Annotated in this window: 17 protein-coding genes; 7 read left to right on the plus strand and 10 right to left on the minus strand. The window is 71.6% G+C overall.

Annotation, left to right across the window (positions count from 1 at the left end; genetic code table 11):
- Nucleotides 1–84: 84 nt before the first annotated feature.
- Nucleotides 85–1356, minus strand: coding sequence for a deoxyribodipyrimidine photo-lyase (locus ABZ470_RS04560; RefSeq protein WP_362909915.1), 1272 nt, complete (start codon nucleotides 1354–1356; stop codon nucleotides 85–87).
- 130 nt (nucleotides 1357–1486) lie between these two features.
- Between ABZ470_RS04560 and ABZ470_RS04565 the strand changes: the two genes are divergently transcribed.
- On the plus strand, nucleotides 1487–2440 hold the full coding sequence (locus ABZ470_RS04565) for a MerR family transcriptional regulator (protein ID WP_362909917.1): 954 nt from the start codon (nucleotides 1487–1489) through the stop codon (nucleotides 2438–2440).
- A 79-nt stretch (nucleotides 2441–2519) separates the two neighbouring features.
- On the plus strand, nucleotides 2520–3044 hold the full coding sequence (locus ABZ470_RS04570; protein ID WP_362909919.1) for a sigma-70 family RNA polymerase sigma factor: 525 nt from the start codon (nucleotides 2520–2522) through the stop codon (nucleotides 3042–3044).
- 3 nt (nucleotides 3045–3047) lie between these two features.
- Here the strand turns inward: ABZ470_RS04570 and ABZ470_RS04575 are convergent, their stop codons facing one another.
- The 7 genes from ABZ470_RS04575 to ABZ470_RS04605 all read right to left on the minus strand — a co-directional run bounded on the left by ABZ470_RS04575 (nucleotide 3048) and on the right by ABZ470_RS04605 (nucleotide 14352).
- The gene (locus ABZ470_RS04575) at nucleotides 3048–3410 is read right to left on the minus strand and encodes a hypothetical protein (RefSeq protein ID WP_362777169.1); all 363 of its coding nucleotides are present in this window, start codon (nucleotides 3408–3410) and stop codon (nucleotides 3048–3050) included.
- A 5-nt stretch (nucleotides 3411–3415) separates the two neighbouring features.
- Nucleotides 3416–3829: a VOC family protein gene (locus ABZ470_RS04580; protein ID WP_362909921.1), complete on the minus strand. Its 414-nt coding sequence runs from the start codon at nucleotides 3827–3829 to the stop codon at nucleotides 3416–3418.
- Between the two features lie 363 nt (nucleotides 3830–4192).
- On the minus strand, nucleotides 4193–4696 hold the full coding sequence (locus tag ABZ470_RS04585; protein WP_362909923.1) for a GNAT family N-acetyltransferase: 504 nt from the start codon (nucleotides 4694–4696) through the stop codon (nucleotides 4193–4195).
- 67 nt (nucleotides 4697–4763) lie between these two features.
- The gene (locus ABZ470_RS04590) at nucleotides 4764–6599 is read right to left on the minus strand and encodes a malto-oligosyltrehalose trehalohydrolase (protein ID WP_362909925.1); all 1836 of its coding nucleotides are present in this window, start codon (nucleotides 6597–6599) and stop codon (nucleotides 4764–4766) included.
- Nucleotides 6600–6602: 3 nt separating this feature from the next.
- On the minus strand, nucleotides 6603–8828 hold the full coding sequence (gene treY, locus ABZ470_RS04595; RefSeq protein ID WP_362909927.1) for a malto-oligosyltrehalose synthase: 2226 nt from the start codon (nucleotides 8826–8828) through the stop codon (nucleotides 6603–6605).
- A complete protein-coding gene (gene glgX, locus ABZ470_RS04600) occupies nucleotides 8821–10926 on the minus strand; it encodes a glycogen debranching protein GlgX (protein WP_352010166.1) in 2106 nt (701 codons plus the stop codon). Before glgX ends, treY begins: the two co-directional genes overlap by 8 nt.
- A gap of 177 nt (nucleotides 10927–11103) precedes the next feature.
- Nucleotides 11104–14352, minus strand: coding sequence for a BTAD domain-containing putative transcriptional regulator (locus ABZ470_RS04605; RefSeq protein ID WP_362909929.1), 3249 nt, complete (start codon nucleotides 14350–14352; stop codon nucleotides 11104–11106).
- Nucleotides 14353–14500: 148 nt separating this feature from the next.
- Between ABZ470_RS04605 and mscL the strand changes: the two genes are divergently transcribed.
- The 3 genes from mscL (at nucleotide 14501) to ABZ470_RS04620 (ending at nucleotide 16430) form a co-directional block, all read left to right on the plus strand.
- Nucleotides 14501–14923 (plus strand): large conductance mechanosensitive channel protein MscL, encoded by a 423-nt coding sequence (gene mscL, locus ABZ470_RS04610; RefSeq protein ID WP_352009724.1) that lies wholly within the window; start codon nucleotides 14501–14503, stop codon nucleotides 14921–14923.
- 35 nt (nucleotides 14924–14958) lie between these two features.
- Nucleotides 14959–15573 carry a hypothetical protein gene (locus tag ABZ470_RS04615; RefSeq protein WP_362777186.1) on the plus strand — a complete coding sequence of 205 codons (615 nt, stop codon included), beginning with the start codon at nucleotides 14959–14961 and terminating at the stop codon, nucleotides 15571–15573.
- Between the two features lie 269 nt (nucleotides 15574–15842).
- Nucleotides 15843–16430, plus strand: a complete 588-nt coding sequence (locus ABZ470_RS04620; protein ID WP_362909931.1) for a YbhB/YbcL family Raf kinase inhibitor-like protein — start codon at nucleotides 15843–15845, stop codon at nucleotides 16428–16430.
- 8 nt (nucleotides 16431–16438) lie between these two features.
- Here ABZ470_RS04620 and ABZ470_RS04625 read toward each other — a convergent pair whose 3' ends face one another.
- Entirely contained in the window at nucleotides 16439–17590 is a 1152-nt protein-coding gene (locus tag ABZ470_RS04625; RefSeq protein ID WP_362909933.1) for a DUF5685 family protein, read from the minus strand.
- A gap of 267 nt (nucleotides 17591–17857) precedes the next feature.
- Complete coding sequence (locus ABZ470_RS04630) at nucleotides 17858–19441, minus strand: peptide chain release factor 3 (RefSeq protein WP_352009728.1); 1584 nt, start codon at nucleotides 19439–19441, stop codon at nucleotides 17858–17860.
- Between the two features lie 227 nt (nucleotides 19442–19668).
- On the opposite strand from ABZ470_RS04630, the gene ABZ470_RS04635 reads away from it, so the two are divergent.
- Together ABZ470_RS04635 and ABZ470_RS04640 are read left to right on the plus strand one after the other, a co-directional pair.
- A complete protein-coding gene (locus ABZ470_RS04635; protein ID WP_362909936.1) occupies nucleotides 19669–20430 on the plus strand; it encodes a protein phosphatase 2C domain-containing protein in 762 nt (253 codons plus the stop codon).
- Between the two features lie 368 nt (nucleotides 20431–20798).
- The gene (locus ABZ470_RS04640; RefSeq protein ID WP_352009730.1) at nucleotides 20799–21629 is read left to right on the plus strand and encodes a phosphoribosylaminoimidazolesuccinocarboxamide synthase; all 831 of its coding nucleotides are present in this window, start codon (nucleotides 20799–20801) and stop codon (nucleotides 21627–21629) included.
- The last annotated feature ends 15 nt before the right edge of the window (nucleotides 21630–21644 follow it).

Genomic DNA, 21644 nt, shown 5'->3' on the forward strand with positions numbered 1-21644 from the left:
TCAGTGCGACGTACGGCACAGGCGAATTGTTCCGCTCCCGACATATCAACACTTGCGGTCAGGGCCGAAACACGGCCCGCGACCTCACTCCATGGTCACCAGGGGTGGCGGGTAGCCCTCGACCCCGCCGGGCAGGCGCCAGGGCCGGTGAACCGCCCCGTCCGGTACGGCCCGCAGCTCGGGCACGTGACGACGGACGTACTCCCCCGCCGGGTCGAACCGTCTCGCCTGCCTCAGCGGGTTGACGACCCGGTTGGGCCTGGTGTCGTTGCCCGTCCCCGCGACCCACTGCCAGTTGCCGTAGTTGTCGGGCACGTCCCCGTCGAGCAGCAGCGAGAAGAAGTGTTCCGCGCCCACCCTCCAGTCCACGCCCAGCCTCCTGACCAGGAACGACGCGGTGACCATCCGGGCGCGGCCGTGCATCCAGCCCTCGGCGAGCAGCTGCCGCATGCCCGCGTCCACGATCGGCACACCGGTCCTGCCCTCCCGCCAGGCCCGCGCCGCCTCCTCGTCGTGGCGCCAACGGTGCCCACGCGGCCGGTAGTCGTCCCGCGTGATGCCCGGGAAGGCCCGCGTGACCTGGTGGAAGAAGTCTCGCCAGCAGAGCTGTCTGACGAGGTCGTCGCCGGGCCGCCGTGATTCGAGCTCAAGGGGCGACAGGCAGCCGAAACGCAGGTAGGGGCTGAGCCGTGAGGTACGGTCGCCCGCGAGGTCGTCGCGCCTGTCGGCGTAGTTCTCCGCGTCGTACCTGAGCCAGGTGTTCATCCGCTCCCTGGCGGCCCGCTCACCGCCGGGGAAAGGCCCTCCGCGGCCGGGCTCGGGCAGGGTGCCGGCGTCGAGCCCCTCGGGCAGGACGACCTCGCGCGGGGCGTCCAGCAGCCGCCTGCGGCCGTGCTCCGCCCAGGCCCTCCAGTAGGGAGTGAACACCCGATAGTGGTCACCGCCGCCGGAGGGCCGCAGGGTGCCGGGAGGCACGATCGTGACACCGGGGAAGGTCAGGAAGGCCGTCCGCGCGCGCTCGCACTCCTCGGCGAGCCTCCGCTGCCTGCGCGAGGCCAGGGCGCTGACGTCCTCGCTGACATGCACGGCCCGGGCACCGACCTGACGGGCCAGACGCATCGTCTCGGTGACGGTGTCGCCCCGGCGGACCACCAGGTCGCCCCCTCGTTCGCGCAGGGACCGGCGCAGGTCGGCCAGGCTCTCGGCGAGGAAGGCCGCCCTGCCGTACGGCCGGACGGCGGGGTCGAGCACGAACAGCGGCACCACCCGGCGCGCCCCCGCGCACGCCTCGGTCAGCGCCGGATGGTCATGGACCCGCAGGTCACGGGTGAAGAGGACGACGACGGTCTCGGTCACACGGGGACCTTCGTGCCCGCGCTCCGCGTGGTTGCATCCGGCCGGGGCCGGGTGTCCGAAGGGATCGTCAGGGGGACGAGACTGGCAGGCTGTAGACCGTACGGGAGGGGCCCGTGGATGGGGTGAGACGGTGACGGACGAGCAGGAGCCGGGATACGGCATCGGGGCCGTCGCCCGCAGACTCGGTGTGCCCGCCCCGACCCTGCGCACCTGGAACCTGCGCTACGGCGTCGGCCCGAGCCGCCGCAGCCCCGGTGGGCACCGCCGCTACGACTCCGCCGATCTGCGCCGCCTTGAGGAGATGAACCGGCTGATCAGGCAGGGGGTTCCGGCGGCCGACGCCGCCAGGCGGGTCCTGCGGCCCGGCGCCCTGCCCCTCCAGACGCCGGAGCCCGCGCCGGTCCCTGTCCCTGCCTCGGGTTCGGGCTCGGTCCCTGGCTCAGGTTCGGGCTCGGGCTCGGGCTCGGAAGGGGAGGCCGCGATCCCGACGGTGGCGATGCTGACGCGGGCCGCGACCGCGCTGGACAGCCGGGGTGTCTCCGACTGGATCGACGCGGCGCTGGCCAGGCACGGCGTCGAGTGGACCTGGCACACCCTGGTGCTGCCGGTCTTCGAGGCCATCTGCAGGCGACAGGCGGAGACCGGCGCGGGCATCGAGATCGAGCACCTGTTCTCCGAACGGCTGCTCGGCGCGCTGACCCGGATAGGCCGTCCCCCCGCCCTGCCGGTCAACGACCGTCCCGTGCTGCTGGCCTGCGCGGAGAACGAGCTGCACAGCATGCCGGTCCACGCGCTGGCCGCCGCGCTGTCCCTGGAGGGCGTCCAGACGCGGGTGCTCGGCGCGCGGACGCCGTACCCGGCGCTGGGTGACGCGATGCGTCGTCTCGGTCCGGCGGTGGTCTTCGTCTGGTCCCAGATCCCCGAGACCGGGGATCCCGCGCCGCTCGCCTCGCTGCCTCCGCTGCGCCCGCCGAGCCGCCTCATCGTGGGCGGCGAGGGCTGGCGGGAGGGGTTGCCCGCCTCGGTTCTGCGGGTCTCCTCCTTCACCGAGGCGCTCACCGGCGTCCACGCCGCACTGCGCTGACCTGCGCGAGTCGCTTGCCTTCATGCACGCCGGAGAGTATGAATAAGTTTTGAGTAGCTTTTTCGGCAAGGGGGGCACCATGACAGACACCCTGAACGTCCGGTTCGCCGAGGGTGACGACGCGGCCCTGGCCGAGTGCCTCCACACGCACGGCTCGCTCGTGCGCTCCTACCTGCGGCGCTTCGTCGCCTTCCAGGACGTCGAGGACCTCCAGCAGGTCGTGTTCACCGAGGTCTGGCGATCACGGCACCGCTTCGACCCGGCCCGCAGCCTTCCCGCCTGGCTGCTCGGCATCGCGCACAACCGGGCGGTCGACCACCTGCGGATGCGCACGTTGCGGACGGTCCCGCTCGACGCGGTCGCCGACCCCGCGGGTCAGGACGGCAGGGCCCACGGGGAGGCCCTGGCCGAACGCGACGAGGTACGGCGGGCGCTGGCCGAACTGCCCGCCCCGCAGCGCCAGGCCATCGAACTGGCCTACTACGGCGACCTCACCCAGCGGGAGATCGCCGAACGGCTGAGCGTTCCGCTCGGCACCGTCAAGGCCCGCACGGCCCGCGGCCTGCGCCGCCTTTCGGCCCTGCTCACCCCCATGGCGGCGTGACCGTCAGCGGGTCTCGGGCCAGCGGCCGGTGGCCTTGGCGGCCTCGATCGCGGCGTGGCCCGCCGGGCGCATCCGGCCCTCGGCCGTCAGCGCCTCGGCCTTGGCGACGTTGATCTCCGACCAGGGGCTGCGGCGGGCGCGCGGTGAGTAACGCTGCAGGTAGTAGTCGCCGTCGAACGCCCTGCGGTGGCTGTCGATCCATCCGTGGCACAGCGCCTCGTCGAGGGCCTCGTCCAGGGTGACGGTGGTGGCGTTGCCGTTCTTCTTGGCGATCATCAGCCAGACGTCGCGGGCGCTGTCGTGGTGCTCGGCCAGCCAGGCCTTCCAGGCGGCGGCGTCGTCCAGGATCAGGGCGTTCTCGGTCATCGTGGTCAGCCCTTCCGGCTCGCGAGGACGTTCATGTAGTGGTTGTTGATCATGATGCCGAGGATGTTGCCGAACGGGTCGCGCACCGAGGCGGTGACGAACCCGGGGCCGCGCTCGGTCGGCTTGTCGAACGGGACGGCCCCCATCTCCAGCAGCCGCTCCCAGGCCGCCTCCAGGTCGTCCACCGCCCAGTAGACGATCGCCCCGCCGTTCTCGGCGCTCCAGCCCTGCGGGGCGAAACGCGCGTCGATGATTCCCAGCTCGTGCTGGTAGTCACCCACCCGGAACTCCACATAGACCGGCTCGCCCTGCTCGGGCCGCTGGAAGTAGGCCTCCATCCCGAGGAACTCGGCGTACCAGTCACGGGCGGCGGCGACGTCGTGGGCGTAGAAGCTGATGGTGGTGAGTCCGCGAAGCATGTCCTGCTGCCTTCCGCTCGGTGGCTTGTGAGATCGATCCTGTCAGCCAAAGTGCTCACCGAATGAGCACTTTTACTGGCGATCCGAGTTCGGTCGCCGTCGAGGAGGACCCCGATGTCGCTCTCGCGGTAACGGCGCCGCCCGCTGGGGGTTCGCGCCGAGGGGACGCGGCCGGTCAACGCCCGGCGGTTGACGGTCCCGGGGTCAACGCACCTCGACGAGGTGCGGAGCCTGTCAGCGGTGTTCGGGGCGACGGCCTTGGGGAAAGCACGGAGTTCGCCACCACCGGCCGGAATCCTTCGTCAAGAGCATGGAGAACGGTTCCTTCCGGCTCACGGAGTCGACGCCTGAGCGCACCCGACGTCACGGCAGTGAGCGGGTGAGCCACACCACCTCACCGCTGTCCTCCGTGGAAAGGTGGTCCCGCTCGAAGCCGAGTTTCTCCAGGACGCGGAGTGAGGGCGTGTTCCACGAGCCGACGGTCGACCAGAGCCGTCTCCGCCCGGTCGCCACCGCCGCGTCGAGCACCGCGCGGGCCGCCTCGGTGGCGTATCCACGCCCGTGCACGCGCTGGAACAGCTCATACGCGATCTCGGGCTCCTCGACGGTGCAGCGGCCGACGATCAGCCCGCAGTAACCGATGAAGTCGCCCTCCGCCCGGCGCCGGATCGGCAGCAGCGCGATCCCCGTCGTCGCCGTCGCGGTGAGCTGCTTCGCGATGATCGCCCGGACGTGCTCGATCGTGGGTGTCCCCTTGCCACGTTCGGCATGCAGGTCCCGAAGCTCATCGGCGTCCGACTCGGCCCACGGCCGCAACGTCAGCCGCTCGGTCTCCAGATGAAACGCCATCGTCTCGTACCCGGTCATGGCCCCACTCTGCCTCCCGTGGCCACCGTACGGGCTGAGGGTCCGCGGCCGCGTGGGAACCGGCCGGTCACCCTGTTCTGAGTACGGCCAGCGATCTGGCGGGCAGGAGGAGGTCGGGGCCGGTCAGGGTGGTGGTCGGGTCGAGGGCCAGGAGGATGTGGCCGGGGCCGGTCGGCAGGGTGAGGGGGGTGGGGCCGAGGTTGGCCGCGATCCGCAGGGCGCCCCGCCGTACGAGGAGCCAGTCGTCGCCGTGCGAGACGGCGGTCCGGTCGAGCCGGGGGTCGGTCAGTTCGGGGTGGGCCCGGCGCAGCGCGATCAGGGCCCGGTACCAGTCGAGGTGGGCCCGGTGGGCGTCGTCGTCGAGTTCGCTCCAGTCGAGTTTGGAGCGCAGGAACGTCAGCTCCTCGCCGGGGTCGGGCGCCTTGTCCGCCCAGTCGTCGTAGCCGTGGCCGACGAACTCCCGGCGCCTCCGCTCCCCCTCCCCCTCGCGCAGCTGAGGCTCGACGTGGTCGGTGAAGAACAGGAACGGGGTGCGGGCCCCCCACTCCTCGCCCATGAACAGCATCGGGGTGAACGGGGAGGTCAGCAGCAGCCCGGCGGCCAGCCGTAGCGCCTCCGGCGGCATCCGGTCGCCCGTAGCGCGGTTGCCGATCTGGTCGTGGTTCTGCGCCGAGCACACGAAGCGGTGGGCGGGCAGGTGCCCGGCCGGGCGGCCGTGGCAGCGGCCCCTGAAGGAGGAGTAGGTGCCGTCGTGGTAGTACCCCGAGGTCAGCACCTTGGCCAGGGTCCCGGCCGGACCTGTGCCTGTGCCGCCGGCGACACCTCCGGCTGCGACCCCGGCGACGTCTCCGCCTGTGCTTCCGGCCGTGACCCCCATTGTGACCCCGGCTCCGGCCCCAACCACGACCCCGGCTCCGGCCCCGGCGAAGTCGGCGTAGTAGCCGTGCCGTTCCCCGGTCACCGCCACGTGCAGCGCGTGGTGGACGTCGTCGTTCCAGGCCGCGGCCAGGCCGTACCCTCCCGCCTCGCGGGGGGTCATCAGCCGGGGGTCGTTGAGGTCGGACTCGGCGATCAGCGTCAGCGGCCTGCCGACGGCCGTGGAGAGGGCCTCGACCTCGACGGCCATCTCCTCAAGCAGGTGCACGGCCCGGGAGTCGTGCAGGGCGTGCACGGCGTCCAGGCGTAGGCCGTCCACGTGGTAGTCGCGCAGCCACTGCAGGGCGTTGCCCACGAAGTAGCGGCGCACCTCGTCGGAGCCGGGGCCGTCCAGGTTGACCGCCTGCCCCCAGAAGGAGGCGGCCGAGGGGTTGAAGTAGGGGCCGAAGGGGGCCAGGAAGTTGCCCGAGGGCCCCAGGTGGTTGTGAACGACGTCCAGGATCACCCCGAGTCCCCGCCGGTGGCAGGCGTCGACGAAGCGCTTGAACCCGTCGGGGCCGCCGTAGTTCTCGGTCACGGCCCACAGGTCGACCCCGTCGTAGCCCCAGTTGCGCGTGCCGGGCACCGGGGGGACCGGCATGACCTCGACGAAGTCGACGCCGAGTTCGGCCAGGTGCGGGAGCCTGTCGATCGCCGCGTCGAAGGTCCCCTCGGGGGTGAAGGCCCCGACGTGCAGCTCGTAGATCACCGAACCGGGCAGGGCGCGCCCGCGCCACAGGTCGTCGTTCCACGCGAACCTGTCGTGCTCGTAGACCCGGCTCGGCCCGAAGATGCCCTCCGGCTGCCTGCGTGACCTCGGGTCGGGCAGCCCGGGACCGCCGTCGAGGCTGAAGCGGTAGTCGGTGCCGTGGCCCGCTCCCGGCACCCGGGCCGACCACCAGCCGCCCGCGCCCAGGGCCATCGGGTGGCGCACTCCGTCGATCTCCACGTCCACCGAGGACGCCTGCGGCGCCCAGACCTCGAACACGGGCTACTCCCTCTCAAGAAGCGCGACCGGGAAGACGGAAAGCAGGTGGGCCAGCGGGACACGCCCGGTGTGGCGGGCGCCGGACAGCAGGTCGAGCCATCTGCCGTGCGGCAGGGTGATCGTCTCACCGCCCCAGCCGCCGCGCGCGGCCAGGCCGACCGGCAGCCGGGTCGCGACCGCCACCGCCCTGTCCCCCCGGGCGAAGGCGACGGCGTGCTCCCCCGTCTCGACCGGCAGGTACGGCAGCGCCGGGTCGAGGCGTTTGCGCAGCCGCAGCGCCTGGGTGGTGACCAGCAGCTTGTCCTCGTCCCACGAGCCGCTCCCGGGCCCGCTCCCGGTCACGGCCAGCAGCGCGCGACGGCGGGCGAAGTCGACCGGGCGGCGGTTGTCCGGATCGACCAGCGAGAAGTCGGTGATCTCGTTGCCCCAGTAGAGGTCGGGAACGCCGGGCAGCATGAGCTGCACGAGCTTCTGGCCGAGGGAGTTGGACCTGGCGTACGGCTCGATCATGGCGGTGAACTCGGCGACCGAGGGGCCGCACTCGTCGACGGCCCGCATGACGAAGTCACGGACGCCCCGCTCGTAGGCGGGGTCCGGGGCCGCCCACGAGATCGCCGTCTTGGCCTCGCGGGCCGCCTTGAGCAGGTAGTCGAAGAACCTGCCCGGCTCGATCGGCCAGGCGGCCATCAGGTTCTGCCAGGCGAGATAGTCGAGCGCCGGGTCGAAGGAGACCTTCGCCGACCACTCCCCCACCGCCCGCGCCCACTCCTGCGGCATCTCGGAGAGTACGGCCAGCCGCGCCCGCACGTCCTCGGAGCGTTTGGTGTCGTGGGTGGACAACGTCGTCATGGTCCCCGGGGACATCTCCCCGCAGAAGGCGTGGAAGTCCCCGACGTCTCCGCCGAACCGGTCGGGCTCGCCGCCGACCTCGTTCAGGCAGGCCAGCGGGTACCACCGGTAGAGCGCGGTGTCCTCGACGCCCTTGGCCATCACGGGACCGCAGGTCTGCTGGAAGCGGACCACGGCGTCGGCGGGGCCGTACAGGACCCTGTCCACGACCTCGGCGACCGGGGCGCCCTCGGGCAGTCTGGCGGCTGCGGCCCGCCCCGCCGCCTCGACGATCGCCACCGACCGCTCGGGGACCGGCTCACCCGGCACGGCGTAGGCCCGGTAGACCGGCATCGCGACGAGCAGTTCGGCCAGCGCCGTACGGTCGGAGCCGACGACCGCGTGCAGCCGGTCGAGTTCGGCGCCGAGGAACAGGTCGATGACCTCCCGTTTCGCACGGCCGACCACGGCGGCGTACTCGCGGGGCATGCCGGTGCGCTCGACGAACAGGTCGGTCAGCGGCTCCTGCCCCGCCGGGTCGACGAACAGGCCGGTGATCCGGTTGAGCACCTCGTAACCGGTCGTGCCGTCGCAGTCCCAGTCGGCGGGCAGCCGTTCCTCCCCCACCAGGATCTTCTCGGCGACCGTCCACACCCCGCAGGCCTCGCGGAGCCTGGCGAGGTAGCCGCGCGGGTCGGCCAGGCCGTCCGGGTGGTCGACCCGCAGCCCGTGGACGATCCCGTCGCGGACCAGCCCGACGATCACCTCGTGGGTGGCGTCGAAGACCTTCTCGTCCTCGACCCGCAGCCCGATCAGCGAGGAGACGTCGAAGAAGCGCCGGTAGCCGGGGCCGCGACGCCAGTCGACCAGCCGGTAGTGGGTGTCGGGCAGCGGGAACTCGTGGTCGTGGTAGCGCAGCACGGGGCCGTCGGCGTGCGGCTCGACCTCGTCGCCGAGGACCGGCATGTCCACCCGGCCGCCGCCGCCCGCCCAGTCGATGTCGAACCACCGCGCGTACGGCGAGGCCGGGCCGTCCCTGAGCACCGACCACAGCTGCCGGTTGCCCGACTCGGGGACCGGGACCGTCATGTGGTTGGGCACGATGTCGACCACGACGCCCAGGCCGTGCGCGGTCAGCCGCTCCGACAGCGCCCGCAGCCCCTCAAGGCCGCCGAACTCCTCCCTGATCCGGGAGTGGTCGGTCACGTCGTAGCCGTGGCGGGAGCGCGAGGTCGCCTGCAGGATCGGGGAGAGGTAGACGTGGCTCACCCCCAGGTCGCGCAGGTAGGGGGCCAGCTCGGCGACCTCGGCGAAGCCGAAGTCGGGGGTGAGCTGGAGCCGGTAGGTGGACAGCGGCGGTCCGAAGTCCCGCCCCGCGTTCTCCCTTCGCCCGTCAGACACGCCGCAACACCCGTACCGACCTGCCGGTCACCGGCACCTCCTCACCCGCTCTGCAGACCCTGGTGTCGACGATGATGGGCATCGCCGTGTCGATCTCCGTCACCCACATGTCGCCGTGGTCCTTGGGGATCGTGAACTCGATGACGTCGTGGTGGGCGTTGAACAGCAGCAGGAACGAGTCGTCGACGATCCGCCGTCCCCTGCGGTCCGGCTCGGTGATCGCGTCGCCGTTCAGGAAGACCGCCAGCGACTTGGCGTAGCCCACGTTCCAGTCGGCGTCGGTCATCCGTTCCCCTCTCGGGGTGAACCAGGCGATGTCGCTGAGGTTGTCGCCGGAGCCCCGTACCGGGCGGCCGTAGAAGAAGCGGCGCCTGCGGAAGACGGGGTGCCCGGCGCGGAGCCTGGCCAGGCGCCGGGTGAACTCCAGCAGCAGCCAGTTCTCCCTGACGTCGGACCAGTCGACCCAGCTCAGCTCGTTGTCCTGGCAGTAGACGTTGTTGTTGCCCAGCTGGGTACGGCCGAGCTCGTCGCCGTGGGAGATCATCGGCACGCCCTGGGACAGGAACAGCGTCGTCAGGAAGTTGCGTTTCTGCTGCTCGCGCAGCGACTCGATCGCCAGCGAAGCGGGCCCCTCCGTGCCGCAGTTCCACGAACGGTTGTCGTCGGTGCCGTCCCGGTTGTCCTCGCCGTTGGCCTCGTTGTGCTTGCGGTCGTAGGAGACGAGGTCCTGCATGGTGAAGCCGTCGTGGCAGGTGACGAAGTTGATCGAGGCGGCGGGCCTGCGGCTGTCGTCCTGGTAGAGGTCGCTGGAGCCGGTCAGCCGGGAGGCGAACTCCGGCAGGGAGGCGGGCTCGCCGCGCCACAGGTCGCGGATCGTGTCGCGGTACATGCCGTTCCACTCGGTCCACCTGGCGGGGAAGTTGCCCACCTGGTAGCCGCCCGGGCCGACGTCCCAGGGTTCGGCGATCAGCTTGACCTGCGAGAGCACCGGGTCCTGCTGGACGAGGTCGAAGAAGGCGCTCAGCCGGTCGACCTCGTGCAGTTCCCTGGCCAGGGTGGCCGCCAGGTCGAACCTGAAGCCGTCCACGTGCATCTCGATGACCCAGTACCGCAGCGAGTCCATGATCATCTGGAGGACGTGCGGGGAGCGCATGAACAGGCTGTTGCCGGTCCCCGTCGTGTCCATGTAGTAGCGCCTGTCGTCGTCCACCAGCCGGTAGTAGCCGGGGTTGTCGATCCCCCGCATGCTCAGCGTCGGCCCCAAGTGGTTGCCCTCGGCGGTGTGGTTGTAGACCACGTCGAGGATGACCTCGATGTTCGCCTCGTGCAGCGCCTTGACCATGGCCTTGAACTCCAGCACCTGCCCGCCGCGCTGCCCGGTGCTCGAATAGGCGTTGTGCGGGGCGAAGAACCCGATGCTGTTGTAACCCCAGTAGTTCGTCAGGCCACGCTCGGCCAGGACGTGGTCGGTGACGAACTGGTGGACCGGCATCAGCTCGATCGCCGTGACGCCGAGGGAGGTCAGATGGTCGATGATCTCCGGGTGACCGATGGCCGCGTAGGTGCCCCGGATCCGCTCGGGGATCTTCGGGTGGTTCACGGTCAGGCCCTTGACGTGCGCCTCGTAGATGACCGTGTCGTGGTACGGCGTCGCGGGCGGCCGGTCGTGTCCCCACCCGAAGAACGGGTTGATCACGATGGACCGGGGGACGAACGGGGCCGAGTCCGCGTCGTTGCGCAGGTCGGGGTCCCCGAAGCGGTAGCCGTACACGGCCTCGTCCCAGCGCATCTCCCCCTCGATGGCCTTGGCGTAGGGGTCGAGCAGCAGCTTGGCGGGGTTACAGCGCACGCCCCTGGCGGGGTCGTAGGGGCCGTGCACGCGGTAGCCGTACCGCTGGCCCGGGCCGACGCCCGGCAGGTAGCCGTGCCAGACGTAGCCCTCGCACTCGGTGAAGGGGACCCGCGTCTCGTTGTCCTCCTCGTCGAACAGGCACAGTTCGACCCGCTCGGCGACCTCGGTGAAGAGCGCGAAGTTTGTCCCCGCGCCGTCGTAGGTGGCCCCGAGGGGATAGGGGTCACCGGGCCAGATCTCGATCATCACACCGCCCTTCAGCGGTGGGAAGACATGCCCCATGTTTCCCCTGTCATGCGTGGCGGTGCCCCGGCGTGAGCCTCGGCGCGGCGAAACCGGCATGACATGGGAGTATTCCTGGCCCTCAGGCGGGAGGACAGGACCGCGCCCGGCGATTCGCGGCCCGTCGCCGGGCCCGCCCGCCTACCGGCCCGTCCTCGCCTCCCCCACCGGCTCGGCCAGCCTGGCCTCCAGCTCGCGCAGCGCGGGCTCGTAGCGGGTCAGCCGGGCGCGGGTGACCAGGTCACGCGCCGCCCCCAGGTGGTCGTGGGCGCCCCGGACGTCGCCGTCGAGCAGGGCCAGCCGCCCCAGGCACAGGTCCGTCACCGACCAGCCGAGCAGCCTGCCCGCGTTGGGGGCGAGCAGGCCGTACAGGACACGTCCTGCCGCCCGCTCGCCCAGCACGGCGCAGGCCTCGCTGAGGGCGTCGGGGACGAACCGGTAGGCCAGGTCGGGTCCGGCGGCCGCGAAGCCGTCCGCGGCGAGGACCGTGAAGACGGCGCGTGCCCGTTCGGTCTCACCCAGGTCGATCAGGGCCAGGCAGCGCAGGGCGAGCCAGGGCCGCTGCCCCGAGCGCAGGACGAGCATCTCGTCGGCGACGGCGAGCGCCCCGGCCGCGTCCCCGGCCGCCCGCAGCGTCAGGAAGCGGAACACCCCGCGCCGCAGCCCGGCGTCGTCCCTGCCCAGCGCCCCCTCCGGGTAGGCGGCGGCGGACTCCTCGGCCGCGGTGAGGGCCGCCTCCGCGTGCCCGCACAGCCAGGCGTGCACGGCCCGCTGCCAGGCGGCCAGGCTCACCATCGAGGGGAGCCTGAGGCGTTCGGCCGTCTCGGTGAGCCAGGCCAGCAGTTCGGGGGCCCGTTCGGTCCTGCCCTGGGTGAGCAACTCGACGTAGGCGGTCTCCCTGCCGACCCACTCGACGGCCAGGTCGCCGATGCGGTGGCCGATCTCGGTGATCTCGTCGATGACCGCCTGCCTGCGGTCGTGGTCGTGTTCGGTCCGGGACAGCAGCTCCTGGACGATCAACGTCTTGGCCAGCGTCCTGTCGTCACCGAGCCTGCGGGCCAGCCGTACGGCCTGCAGCGCGGTCCGCGTGCTCTCCTCGACGGGCCTGGTCGTCGCGCCGGTCAGCGCGGCGGCGGCCAGGAGCTGGGCCCGCCAGGGCGAGTCGGCGGCCAGCCCGGAGGCCAGGACCCGCTCGATCCGCTCGGCGAGCCGGTCGATGCCGGTCGTCTCCTCGTACATGGCCAGGGAGATCGGGTCGGTGAACCCCAGCACCGCCCTGGCCAGCCTGCTGTCGTCGCCGAGCCCCTCGGCGATCTCCGCCGCCGCCTCAAGGGAGGCGTGGGCCGCCACGCTCATCCCGGCGGCGCCCTGCGCCTCGGCCAGGTCGAGCAGCAGGTCGCAGCGGAGCGCGTCGTCGGACCTGGGCAGGGCTCCGACCAGCGCGATCGCCTGCTCCAGGTTCTCCACCGCGTCCTCGTGGGCGAACTGCGCCGTGGCCTGCGCCGCGGCGCGCCGGGTGTAGCCGATCGCCTTGCCGGTCGTGGCGGCGGTGAGCAGACTCTGCCGGTAGTGGTGGGCGATCTCGGTCAGGCGCGCCCCGCCACGGGCCTCCAGCACCTCGGCGATCCGGGCGTGCAGGCGCCTGCGGCGCAGCGGGGGCAGCGCCTCGCGCAGCACGTCGCGGACGATGTCGTGGACGAAGCGGCAGGCGGGTCCCCGCCCCTCGGTCAGCAGCCCCGCGCCGACGGCGGCGTCCACGATGTCGAGCACCCGCTCGACGGACAGCCCGGTCACCTGGGTCAGGACGTCGGCGACCACCTGATCGCCGAGCAGCGCCGCGGTGGTCAGCACCTCCTCCGTCTCCGGAGGCAGGCCCGTCATCCGGCCACGCACGACGTCGGAGAGCGCCGCCGGGGTCTCCCCGAGCCGCAGGACCTCCCCCAGGAAGAACGGGTTGCCCGCGGTCAGCCTGCCCATCTCCCCGGCCAGCCCGGGGTCGGCGCCGGCCCGCCCGAGGTACTCGCCGATCTCCGCCTCGCCGAGCCCCCGCAGCGGGAGCCTGCGCACGTACGGCAGCCGCGCCAGGGCGGCCAGGGCGTGTTCGAGCGCGCCGCCGGGCCGTACCTCGGTGTCGCGGTAGGTGGCGACCACGGTCAGCTGGGGGCACAGCCGGGTCGAGGCGAGGAATTCGAGCAGCCGCAGCGAGGAGGCGTCGGCCCACTGGAGGTCGTCGAGGACGACCAGGACCCTGCCGTGCTCGTTGAACAGCTCGGCGAAGGCCTCGTAGAGCTCGAAGCGGTCGCCTCCCGAGGGCCCGGCCTTGCCGCCCTGCCCGCCGGTCAGCTCCTGCGCGGCCTGCGTCCAGGGCCAGAAGGGCGGCGCTCCCGTGCCGTCCCAGCAACGGCCCCACACCACCCGGTTACCCTCAGCCCGCGCGGTCCGCGCCGCCTGTTCGGCCAGGCTCGTCTTGCCGATGCCCGGCTCCCCGGCCAGCAGCACCACCCGGTACGGCCCGCCCGTGACCGCGGCGTCGAGCACCTCCGCCTCGGCGTCCCTGCCGATGAGCCGGGTCTCCCGAGGGTCCTTCGCGGGCCGGGGCGGAGCCGGTGTGGCCTGGACGCGGGGGGTCAGGGACGGGTCCTGGGCGAGGATGCGCCGTTCCATCTCCCTTGAGCGGGGGTCGGGGTCGAGGCCCAGCTCGTCGGCCAGTGTGTCGCGCCCCCTGGCCAGCACGGCGAGCGCGTCGGCCTGCCGTCCCGCCTGGTAGAGGGCGTGCGCGCCGAGCACGTGCAGGCGTTCCCTGAACGGGTTGGCGGCGACCAGCCGCGTCAGGGTGCCCGTCAGCTCCGCCCCCAGGCCGAGCGCGAGTTCGCACTCGGCGAGGTCCTCCTGCAGGGTCAGCCGCTGTTCGCCCAGGTGGGCGGCCTCCCGCGTGGCCCACGAGGCCTCGGCGAAGTCGGCCAGCGGCTCCCCGCGCCACTCGGCCAGTGCCAGCCGCAGCCGTCCCGCCGCGGCCTCGTGCTCGCCCGCGGCGGCCAGGCGCCTGCCCTCGGCCGCGTACTCCCGCACCCTGGTCAGGTCGAGGTCCCGTGCCGGGATGTCGAGGGCGTAGCCGCCCGGCTTGCTGACCAGGACCGTGGGCCGCGTGGCACGGCTCCTGCCGGGTTCGAGGGCCCGGCGGAGCTTGGAGACGTAGGCCTGGAGGGTGTTGAGTGCCCTGGGCGGCGGCTCGCCCTCCCAGAGCTCCTCCATCATCGTGGCCGCCCCGACGGGCCTGGGCGCGGCCAGCATGCACAGCGCCAGGACCGCACGCTGCTGGTGGGGACCGATGTCCAGCGGCGTCCCGTCACCGGTGATCACGCTGACCGGTCCCAGCACACGAAAGTCCATCAGGCACCTCGCTCACGAATTCGGCAGATGGTAACCCACCTCGGACCCGGACCGTAAAGTCGTGGTCGTGCGAACGTCATCGCTCAGTTACTCTCCGGGGCGGGCTTCGCGGTAGGCTCGGCGTCCACACGAGTGGAGGACGCACGGAATGACCGGATTCAAGAAGTTCCTGATGAGGGGCAACCTCGTCGAGCTCGCCGTGGCCGTGGTCATCGGCGCGACGTTCAGCGGCCTGGTCCAGGCCCTGGTCAAGGACCTCATCACCCCGCTGATCGCGGCGGTCACCGGCGGCAACGAGCCGGACTTCTCCGACTACGTCTTCACGGTCAACGGCGCCAAGTTCATGTACGGCGACTTCGTCAACCAGCTGCTGAGCTTCCTGATCATCGCCTCGGTCGTCTACTGGCTGGTCGTGCTGCCGATGAGCAGGGTCGTCGCCTACTTCGACAGGAACAAGGAGTCGACGGAGAAGAAGTGCCCCGAGTGCCTCAGCGACATTCCCGTCGCGGCCAGGCGCTGCGCGTTCTGCACGGCGGTGCTGGAGGACTCCGGAGCCACGGCCGCCTCCTGAGCGGCCTCCCCCGTCGTCCGCGAGACGATGGGGTCATGAGTTTCGAACTGGCCGTCTGGCACGAACCCGAGCCGATCACCGCCGAGCGCGCGGCCGAGGTCCTGCGGGCGCTGCGCGAGGGCGACACCCGGGCCGTACGGCCTCATCCCGGGGTGGCCGAGTTCACCGCCGCGTTCCCCGAGGCCGTGTCCTTCGGCGACTCCCCGGCTTACGCCCTGCTCACCGTGGACCTCGAACGCTCCGACGAGGTCGCGGGCGAGGCCTTCGCCCTGGCCCGTGAGTGCGGGCTGGTCTGTTACGACCCGCAACGCGGGCTGGTGCACAACCTGGCCCCGCTGGGCGCCTATCCCGGCATGCAGCTGCGCACCGGGGACGGCATGATCGTCGTCGATCCCGACCTGCGGCTCGTCGGGGACGCGGTCGCCACGATGTCGCCGCAGAACCCGTTCACGGCGCTGGTCGTCTTCGGTGAGCACTTCGTCCAGTCGTCTCCGGAGATCACCGGATACGAGCTGGAGTACAAGGACAGCGCGCGGGACGTGATGGTCCGCACCCACGTCCCGGAGATCGGCGCGGTGCGGGAGGCCTTCGTCGAGTACGCCGAGGGGGGCCGTTCCTTCCTGGAGCGCCACGACTGGCGCCGGGTCTAGCGGTCGGGCGGGGCCGTACGGGGAGAGGGGCTGTGCACGGGCCGCCCCGGGGATGCGGGGGGCGCCGGAAAACCGGCCGCGGGCTCATCGTCCACCACCCTCACCAGCCTTTTCACGACATAGACGACGCCAGGCGGAAAAAGGCGACAACGCGGTGATGGCGGGGAAAAACAGTGATTTGTAAGCTGTGTCAGTAATATCGGTAAACCTCGGAGAATCCGAGAGGACACCGGCGGGAGCACCACGACCCAACCTTCCAGGAGCCCCCCGTGACCATCAAACGAGCCGCCTCGTACGCCCTGCTCGCCGCACTGACCGTCACCTCCTCGGTCGCCACGGCCGCCCCGTCGAGCGCGGACACGGCCGGCCACGCCGCGTTCGCCCTGACCAGCGCCGCCTTCACCGAGGGCGGGACGATCCCGAAGGTCCACGAGTGCACCAGCGGCGGCAACGACCCGCGCCAGCACAACGAGTCCCCGCCGCTGACGTGGGCGGGCGCGCCCACCGCCGCGCGCAGCTACGCACTCGTCATGCGCGACCTCGACAACAACAACCTCATCCACTGGGTCATCTACGACATCCCGGTGAGCGTGACCTCGCTCCCGCAGAACGTCGATCACGCCTACCGGCCCACGGTCCCCTCGGGGGCCAGGCAGGTCTACTACCGCGGCAGCGCCAGCCTGTACGGCTACCAGGGCCCCTGCTCGCCCAGGACCGTCAACACCTACGAGTTCGTGGTCTACGCGCTCAACAGGGCGAGCCTGACCGAGCTGACCACGAGTTCCTCGACGCAGACCGCGGCCAGGATCATCGCCAACGCGTCGCTGGGATCGGCCAGGCTGACCGGGGAGTCCTGAGCGCTCCGTCAGCAGCCGCAGTCGCAACCGCAGCCGTCGCCGCAGCACCCGTCGCCGCCACAGCAGTCACAGCAGCTTCCGCAGTCGCCGCAGTTCCCGCAGCAGTCGCAGCCGCTGGCGTCGCACCGCTCACCGCATGACTTGTACCGGTCCTCATCCCACGGGGGCCGGTACAGGCCACAGGTGCAGCAGGCCATCGCCGCGCACATCACCGACAGCAGGCCGCCGGGGTCGGGCTTGAGCCGCGGGTCGCGGGGCCGGTCGTGGTGCGGGGTCTTGGGGTCCTTGTGACCCGGTCTCCCCCGCTGCCCGGCCAGGGCGAAGGTCCGTTCGACGGAGCGGGCGGTCTCCCTGACCAGCAGCGCCCTGACCAGGGTCCGCCGTTCCAGGTCGAGTTCGGCGACCGCGAGGCGCAGCCCGAGCAGCGCGTCGTCGCAGTGGCGCCGGGCCTCGGTCAGGCCGGTCCCCGAGGCGATCAGCGGGTTGTAGGCGCCCCGGGCACGGTCCTCGGTCAGATCCTCGACCGCGTCGAGCAGGTGGGCCAGGCGGCCGAAGTGGCGCCCCGCCTCCCGCAGCGCCTCCTGGTTGTGCGGCTTGCCGGTGAGCAGGGCGGTGTGCCCGAAGGCGGCGGCGACGGCCTCCTCGGTCGGGGCGGTCAGTTCGAGCAGCCGCAGCCCCGGCACGCCCTCCAGCCTGGTCTGCTCCGCCACCGCCCTGACCAGGACCTCGGGGTCGAAGCCGACCGCGACGGCCGTACCCGAGCCCGCCGCGGACCAGCGGGTGGCGACCCGGCCCGCGACGGCCGCGACCGGCCTGCGCGCGTAGGCGCCGTCCCCGTCCGCGACGTGGTCCCCGATCTTGCCCGCGGCCAGGATCAGCGAGACCGCCGCCGCGAGCCGTACCCCCTGCTGGGCCTCGACGACGTCGGCGCCCTTGAAGCCGCGCAGCGCGCACGCCGCGGCCCTGCGGTGCGGGGAGGAGGAGACGGCCTGGGCCTCGGTGAGCACCGAGACGAGCAGGCCGTCGTAGTTGGTGACCAGCCGGGAGAGGTGGCCGTGCTCGTCACGCAGCGCCAGGCAGAGCCCGCACAGGTGCGCCATCCACTCCTTGAACAACCCGTTGCACATCCCGTGGCGGCACGGACGGACGATTCCGAACATCTGCTTCCCTCTGTCACACGGCCGCCGTCGCACGGCACGCGAGCCACCGCCCTACCCCCCCGGTGGACAGGCGCTCCGGCGATAAGGATGCCCCATTTGGCCGTCTTGTGGGGATATATCGCACTAGGCGCGGACAGTGTCGCCCATTCTCCGATAGGCGGCGCGACAGAGGGCCCCTACGCCCGCCTCCAGCGGCCTTCAGCGGCCCCGGCGCGCCCGATGTGATCCATCGAGACCCGGGGCCGTTTCGGCGGCTCGTAGGACGGCTCAGCCCCGGGTGTCGGCGAGCAGGGCCTTGAGCACGAGGTTCGGGTGGTCGCGCAGCACGCCGCGCATGCGCCACTCGTCGCTGAACAGCGCGAGCAGCTCTCCGTCGATCGCCCGGGTGAGGACCTCGACACCCCGCTGACGGGCCAGGATGGGCGCGGACTCGGCGTCGGTGATCCTGGCCAGGCTGTAGTCGAGCCTGTCCATGACGATCTCGGTGTTGAACTCCCCCGCCAGGCGGTGCTTGACCACGTCGAACTGCATCGGGCCGACGGCGGCGAGCACCGGCGACTGGTCTCCTCTGATGTCGGAGCGCAGGACCTGGACGACGCCCTCGGCCTCCATCTGGTCGATGCCCTTGCGGAACTGCTTGGCCCTGCTCGAATCACGGCACCGGGCGGTCCAGAAGTGCTCGGGCGCGAAGCTGGGGATCTTGGGGAACTCCACGGGGACGCCGTCGTAGAGCGTGTCCCCCGGGCGCAGGGCGGTGGCGTTCACCAGGCCGACCACATCGCCGGGGAAGGCCTCGTCGATGGTGGCGCGCTCCTGGCCGAAGACCGACTGGGCGTACTTGGTCGCGAAGGGACGGCCCGTCGCCGCGTGGGTCAGCACCATGCCGCGCTCGAAGCGCCCCGAGCAGACCCGGACGAAGGCGATCCGGTCGCGGTGCGAGGGGTCCATGTTGGCCTGCACCTTGAAGACCAGGCCGGAGAACGGCTTGTCGAGCGGGCGGGGGTCGTCCTTGACGTCAGGGCGGGGCGCCGGGGCCGGGGCGATGTCCACCATGGCGTCGAGCAGGCGGCCGACGCCGAAGTTGTTCAGCGCGGCGCCGAACAGCACCGGGGTCGACTCGTGGGCCTCGAAGGCCTTCTGGTCGTGGTCGGAGCCGATCGCCGACAGCAGGTCGGCCTCGTCCCTGGCCCGCTCCCAGTCCTCGCCGAGTTCGGCCGTGGCCAGCTCGGGGGTCAGCAGGGTCTCGATGGCCTTGGTCGCCCCACCGGGGGTCCGGGTGTAGCGGACCGCCTGCTCGGCGACGCGGTCGATCACCCCGTGGAAGAAGCCACCGGTGCCGATCGGCCAGGTGATCGGGGTCGGCCGCAGGCCGGTCTTCTCCTGGATCTCGTCGAGCAGCTCAAGGGCCTCCCTGCCGGGACGGTCCCACTTGTTGACGAACGTGATGACCGGGATGCGCCGGTGGCGGCAGACCTCGAACAGCTTCAGGGTCTGCGGCTCCATGCCCTTGGCCGCGTCGAGCAGCATGACCGCGCAGTCGACGGCGGCCAGCACCCGGTAGGTGTCCTCGGAGAAGTCGGCGTGGCCCGGGGTGTCGACCAGGTTGAACATGTGGCCGCGGTACTCGAACCGCAGGGCCGCCGAGGTGATGGAGATGCCCCTGGCCTTCTCCATGTCCATCCAGTCGGAGGTGACGCCACGCCTGCCGGCCTTGCCGTGCACGGCACCGGCCTCACTGATCGCCGAGGCGTGCAGCGCGAGCGCCTCCGTCATCGTGGACTTTCCCGCGTCGGGGTGGCTGATCACCGCGAACGTACGGCGCCGCCCCGCCTCCTGCGTGACCGCGGTCATTTCCTCAGCTCCTCGCCGTCCGGGGTGGTGGGGCTCCCGGCAACGTGTGCGGGGAGCCGAAACAGCTTACGCGCCACGGTGACCCCCAAAGGATGTGACGACACTTCCACAGGCCGCTTGCGCCACCATGGTGTTAAGTGGATTGTGGAACATCTCGGTTCGACCGTGCCGATTCCACCGCCCGAAAGCGACCCGCTCGTGCAACTCGACCTTCCAGTGGTGTGCAGATGATCACGCTCCGCTACGCAGCCGGTTCCGACGTCGGCCGTGTCCGCCAGGGCAACGAGGACGCCGGGTACGCCGGCGCCCGGCTGCTCGCCGTCGCCGACGGCATGGGCGGCCACGTGGGCGGGGAGGTCGCCAGTTCGGCGGCGATCGCCGCGGTCGCCTACCTGGACCACGAGTGTTCCGCCGACCTGGCGGCCGCGGCCGAGGCCGGGATACGCAGGGCCAACCAGCGCCTGCGCGAGCTCGTCGAGCAGGACCCGTCCCTCACCGGGATGGGCACGACGCTGACGATGATGCTCTGGGACGGCCCCCGGGTGGCCCTGGCCCACATCGGCGACTCCCGCGCCTACCTGCTGCGCAACGGCGACCTCTACCAGATCACCTACGACCACACCCTGGTGCAGACGCTGCTCGACGACGGCCGGATCACCCCGGAGGAGGCCGCCAGGCACCCGCACCGGTCGATCCTGCTGCAGGTCCTCGACGGCGGCGACAACGCCGACCCCGACCTGTCGCTGCGGGACGCCGAGGTCGGCGACCGCTACCTGCTGTGCTCGGACGGCCTGTCCGGGGTCGTCGAGGCCGAACGGCTGCGCCACGTGCTGGCCGAGGTCGACGACCTCTCCGAGGTGACGCGGCAGCTCATCGAGCTGGCCTGCGAGGCGGGCGGCCCGGACAACATCACCTGTGTGGTGGCCGAGGTCGTCGAGGGACCCGGCTCCGAGGAACCGGTCGTCGTCGGCTCGGCGATTCCCTCCTGAGACCCCTCCTGACGGCCTTCCGAGGGTTCTGGTCGCGGCGCGGGGCAGGCGCTATCGTCGGTGCTCAGCGTTCCCGCAACGATCGTCACCCTCGAAGGGATGTCCGTCGTGTACAAGGAGTTCGCCATCGAGGCGATCGTGTGGCTCATCCCCGTCGTGATCCTCGTCGGGCTGGCCATCATGATCACGCGGCCCGCCTGAGGCCCCGAGGCCGGGGCGCGCAAGGCCCGCCGCCCCGGTTCTCACCCCTGCGACTACGCTGTTGGTGCCGATCAGCCTCCCACCGGGCCGGGCGGACACGTGTCAACCAGCGGGCGGTGCCGCCATCGCGGCCATCGTGCCGAGCGATCTCAGGGGATTAGGGAACAGTGAAGCTTCTCCACTCAGGGAAGGTCCGCGACGTCTACGAGGACCGGGGCGACATCATCCTGGTCGCCTCCGACCGGGTCTCGGTCTACGACGTGATCCTGCCCACGCCCATCCCCGACAAGGGAAGGATCCTCACCCAGCTCTCGCTGTGGTGGTTCGAGCAGCTCGCCGACGTCGTGCCCAACCACGTCATCTCCGCCACCGAGGTGCCCGACGAGTTCGAGGGCCGGGCCGTACGGTGCAGGCGGCTGGAGATGGTGCAGGTCGAGTGCATCGCCAGGGGTTACCTCACCGGCTCGGGCCTGAAGGAGTACCAGGCGACCGGCGCGGTCTCCGGGGTCGAGCTGCCGCCCGGCCTGGTCGAGGGCTCCAGGCTCCCCGAGCCGATCTTCACGCCGACCACGAAGGCGCCGCTCGGGCAGCACGACGAGTTCATCACCTTCGACGAGGTGGTGGCCCGGGAGGGCGCGGAGACCGCCCAGGAGCTGCGCCGGATCACCCTTGAGGTCTACCGGCGCGGCGCGGAGCTGGCACGCGAGCGCGGTGTGATCATCGCGGACACGAAGATCGAGCTCGGCCGGGACGCCGAGGGCACGCTGGTGCTCGGCGACGAGGTGCTCACCTCGGACTCCTCGCGGTTCTGGCCCGCCGACCAGTGGGAGCCGGGACGCCCGCAGTTCTCCTACGACAAGCAGTTCGTCCGCGACTGGGCGGCGAACAGCGGCTGGGACAAGAAGGGGCCCGCCCCCGAGGTGCCCGAGGAGGTCGTCGAGATCACCAGGGCCCGCTACATCGAGGCCTACGAGCGCATCACCGGCAGGACCTGGTAGTGCCAGGTCCGGTAC

The sequence above is a fragment of the Streptosporangium sp. NPDC020072 genome, assembly GCF_040631445.1.
In the GTDB taxonomy this organism is placed as follows: domain Bacteria; phylum Actinomycetota; class Actinomycetes; order Streptosporangiales; family Streptosporangiaceae; genus Streptosporangium.